Source organism: Streptomyces fulvoviolaceus, assembly GCF_000718165.1.
Lineage (GTDB): Bacteria > Actinomycetota > Actinomycetes > Streptomycetales > Streptomycetaceae > Streptomyces > Streptomyces fulvoviolaceus.
Genome location: NZ_JOEY01000176.1, coordinates 1 through 422, shown reverse-complemented (window position 1 = coordinate 422; position 422 = coordinate 1). Strand labels below are relative to the sequence as shown.

Annotated in this window: 1 protein-coding gene; it reads left to right on the top strand. The window is 69.0% G+C overall.

Annotated features, from left to right (window positions below; all coding sequences use genetic code 11):
• A partial coding sequence (locus tag IG08_RS0153385; protein ID WP_030622249.1) for a WecB/TagA/CpsF family glycosyltransferase occupies window positions 1-422 on the top strand: 422 nt, incomplete at both ends.

Below are 422 nucleotides of genomic sequence, written 5' to 3'. Positions count from 1 at the left end.
CCGTCTCAACTCCTTCGACCTGGTGACCCCGGACGGTCAGCCGGTGCGCTGGGCACTGAACATGCTGCATGGCGCGGGCCTCACCGACCGGGTGTGCGGCCCGACGCTGACGCTGCACGTACTGCGTGCAGCAGCCGACGAGGGGCTCCCGGTGTATCTGTACGGCTCGACGGAGCAGACGCTGGACCGTCTGATGCTGAACCTGCAGAACACGCTGCCCGCTCTGAAGATCGCCGGCCACGAGGCGTCCAAGTTCCGCACAGCCCGTCCTGGTGAGGACGCGGAGATCGCCGCCCGGATCACCGCCTCCGGAGCACGGATCGTCCTGGTCGGACTCGGCTGCCCGCGCCAGGAAACCTTCGTGCACGCCATGCGACCACTGCTGCCGATGCCGCTGCTCGCGGTCGGCGCCGCGTTCGACT